Source organism: Psychrilyobacter sp. (genome assembly GCF_049671765.1).
In the GTDB taxonomy this organism is placed as follows: domain Bacteria; phylum Fusobacteriota; class Fusobacteriia; order Fusobacteriales; family Fusobacteriaceae; genus Psychrilyobacter.
This window is the reverse complement of sequence record NZ_JBATVM010000092.1, coordinates 1-3,120: the sequence shown is the minus strand read 5'-3', so window position 1 is coordinate 3,120 and position 3,120 is coordinate 1. Positions and strand designations below refer to the sequence as shown.

Annotated in this window: 4 protein-coding genes and 1 pseudogene; 3 read left to right on the top strand and 2 right to left on the bottom strand. The window is 30.3% G+C overall.

Going from position 1 to position 3,120, the window contains the following annotated elements:
• Both WBG30_RS04240 and WBG30_RS04235 read left to right on the top strand, forming a co-directional pair.
• On the top strand, nt 1–301 hold a 301-nt coding region (locus tag WBG30_RS04240), incomplete at its 5' end, for an ABC transporter permease subunit (protein ID WP_424503399.1).
• Entirely contained in the window at nt 291–1,022 is a 732-nt protein-coding gene (locus WBG30_RS04235) for an amino acid ABC transporter ATP-binding protein (RefSeq protein WP_424503398.1), read from the top strand. The genes WBG30_RS04240 and WBG30_RS04235, both read left to right, overlap by 11 nt.
• A gap of 55 nt (nt 1,023–1,077) precedes the next feature.
• Here WBG30_RS04235 and WBG30_RS04230 read toward each other — a convergent pair whose 3' ends face one another.
• Nucleotides 1,078–1,377: a GIY-YIG nuclease family protein gene (locus tag WBG30_RS04230; protein ID WP_424503397.1), complete on the bottom strand. Its 300-nt coding sequence runs from the start codon at nt 1,375–1,377 to the stop codon at nt 1,078–1,080.
• A 145-nt stretch (nt 1,378–1,522) separates the two neighbouring features.
• Between WBG30_RS04230 and WBG30_RS04225 the strand changes: the two genes are divergently transcribed.
• On the top strand, nt 1,523–2,842 hold the full coding sequence (locus tag WBG30_RS04225) for a DUF1576 domain-containing protein (protein ID WP_424503396.1): 1,320 nt from the start codon (nt 1,523–1,525) through the stop codon (nt 2,840–2,842).
• Nucleotides 2,843–2,933: 91 nt separating this feature from the next.
• Here WBG30_RS04225 and WBG30_RS04220 read toward each other — a convergent pair.
• Nucleotides 2,934–3,120 (bottom strand): annotated as a pseudogene (locus WBG30_RS04220) (NUDIX hydrolase); the annotation flags it as partial.

The window sequence follows — 3,120 nt, the reverse complement described above, 5'->3', positions numbered from 1 at the left end:
TGAATCCGCAAAAGCTTTAGGTTTTACTAATTTTCAAAAATATAGATATATCATCCTGCCTCAGGTTATAAAGAGGGTTATGCCTCCCTTAGCAGGACAGTTTGCATCCCTTATCAAGGACTCATCTCTTTTATCTATAATTGCAGTAAATGAATTTACAAAAAATGTCCAAGAAGTGGATTCCATTACATTTACTCCCATTGAAAATTATGCAGTATTGGCTTTAGGTTATATCTTATTAACCTACCCTATCTCTCACCTATCAAAAAAATTAGAAAAGAGGTTTTCCTATGGAGATTAATATATCAAATTTAAATAAAAAGTATGGTGACCAAATTGTTTTAAATAATTTAGAATTGAGTATAAAAGATGTCCATTCTTTAGTTATCATTGGTCCTTCTGGTGGTGGTAAGTCTACCCTTCTACGAATATTAGCAGGCTTAGAAATACCAGAAAATGGAGATATCACCATAAATAATAAAAATCTCTCATTTAATGAGATTGATCTGCACAACTACAGAAAAACTATTGGTGTGGTATTTCAAGCTTTTAACCTTTTTCCACATCTATCAGCCATAAGTAATATCACTTTACCTTTAGAAAAGGTTCATAAGATTCAAAAAAGTGAAGCAAATCTTCGGGCAAAAACTTTACTCGATAGATTTCATCTAGAAGAGCATAGTCATAAATATCCTTCTCAACTGTCAGGGGGACAGCAACAAAGAGTTGCAATAGCAAGGGCTGTTGCCCTTAATTCTCAATTTTTACTCCTAGACGAACCCACTTCTGCATTGGATCCAGCTCTGACTTCTGAGGTCTTAGATAGCATTTTAGAGCTAAAAAAAGAAGAGAAAGATTTAATTTTAGTCACCCATGAGATGGGCTTTGCCAAAAATGTAGCAGACTATATCCTCTTTATAGATGGAGGTAAGGTTTTAGAATCTGGAGAAGCTACTACGATATTTAGTAATCCTCAAACACCTGAATTAAAAGAATTTTTAGGAAAAACTTTAAAATATTGAAAAAAGATATCTCTACATTTCTAATGTAGAGATATCTTTTTTCTTTTTATCCTAATTATGAAAGCTTCTTTATTTCTATTCCTTTTTTTTCAAATACCAATTTAACCAAATATTCCATATCTGTATAGAATAATATTTTTTTCTTTTTGGGATATTTTTTTACAAAATATTCTACTCTACAAGCCTCAGATTTTGTTTTGATCTCCCAAAGAGAAAAAAGTTTAAATGGCCCTCTTCCCCTAGTATATTTAGCCCCTTCTCCACATTTATGAGCCTCCATTCTTTTTTCTACATCGTTAGTTATTCCTGTATAGACACTTCCATCTCCACACCCTAGCATATATATATAATACATCTATTCACCTCTATTTGTTCCTATTTTTACAAATTTGTTCATTACTTAAGCTTTTTCTCTATTTTTTTCCTTATAAATAAAGTATAATATAAGTCTATACCAATTGTAAAGATTGCGTTTATTGTATTTTATTAGGAGGAGTTTTATGGATGAATTTAGCTGCGGAAGGCTACAAAAAGCTAAAAAATTAACCTTTATATTGGTACTTGCCATTTTGGTGGTTTTTACTTACTTTGTTTTTATAGATAAAACAAATATTATTATTGGTTTAAAAAACATAGTTACATCTCCCTCTACCCTAATAACAGATTTTTTAGTTATCGGAGGTTTAGGAGCTACATTTTTAAATGCATTTAGTTTATTTATATTTAACTTTATCTTAGTTAAAAGTTTTAAATTAAAGATCAGCGGTTTAGTTTTAGCTGCTTTTTTTACAGTCTTTGGATTCTCCTTCTTTGGAAAAAACATATTTAATGTCCTTCCAATTTATCTTGGTGGAATCATGTATGCAAAATTTGAACACTTAGACTTTAAAACTGTTTTACCAACCATAATGTTTACCAGTGCATTAGCACCTTTTATTAGTGCTATGGCATTTAGTACCGGTACATTTGAAGATGCATATCTTCTGGCCATGGTCTTAGGAATAATTATTGGATTTATAGCCACTCCCCTAGCTAAAAAAATGCTCTCATTTCACGAGGGATTTAACCTTTATAATTTAGGATTTACTGGTGGGCTTTTAGGAGCCGTTATTACCTCTATCCTCAAAGCTTATGATTTTAATATAGAGCCTCAAAAATTAATTTCAACTAAATACCATCTAGTACTTTTGATCACTTGTTCCATGGTATTTTTTCTTATGATATTAGTAGGATTCTATATCAATAACAACAGTTTCAAAGGCTATAAAAAATTGTTAAAATGTGATGGTTTAAAATCTGATTTCACAGAAAAATACGGATATGGACTTTCATTTATCAATATGGGGATCAACGGTTTTCTCTCTATAGCTTTTATACTTCTTGTAGGAGAAACTCTTAGTGGACCTCTATTAGCAGGGATATTAACTATTGTTGGTTTTTCTGCCTTTGGAAAACACCCACTGAATATTACTCCTATTTTATTTGGAGTTTGGCTAGCAGGTATAACTACTGGAGTAGATAAATTTGTGTTAGTTCTTTCCGCTCTATTTGGTACTGCTATGGCTCCAATTTCAGGAGTATATGGTCCTATTTGGGGTGTAGTTGCAGGATGGCTTCATATGTCAGTCGTTAGAAATATAGGAGTTGTTCATGGTGGATTAAACCTATATAACAATGGTTTTTCTGCTGGTATAGTTGCAGGTGTTTTATTACCTATTATTCGTACTTTTTCAGACAGAAAAAATAAATTTAAAAACAAATATTTTTTAAAACGTCAAGAACTTTACAAAAATTTCTATTCAGAAGAAGATTTAGACTGATACCTAGTTTTTTTAATTTGTTTAACCTATAATTGTACTAATAACTAAGTTTTTGTAATAAAAAAAATGGAGATTTTGCCTCCATTTTTTATTATTTTTTTTTATTTTTGTTCATATACATATAATAAGTTAATAAACTCTTCATATCTGTAGTGATTTTTTCCATTTCTTCTAAATCTATCCATTTAGTTGTTAGATCCTCAGTTTCATCTAATTCCAATTCCAACGGTTTTATTTCATTATTTTTTAATTTAACTATATAAACATATAATTTTTCA

What these genes read in the sequence shown, in the direction of transcription:
- WBG30_RS04225 (WP_424503396.1), top strand. Translation starts at nt 1,523, where the DNA reads ATGGATGAATTTAGCTGCGGAAGGCTACAAAAAGCTAAAAAATTAACC.
- WBG30_RS04235 (WP_424503398.1), top strand. Translation starts at nt 291, where the DNA reads ATGGAGATTAATATATCAAATTTAAATAAAAAGTATGGTGACCAAATT.
- WBG30_RS04230 (WP_424503397.1), bottom strand. Translation starts at nt 1,377, where the DNA reads ATGTATTATATATATATGCTAGGGTGTGGAGATGGAAGTGTCTATACA.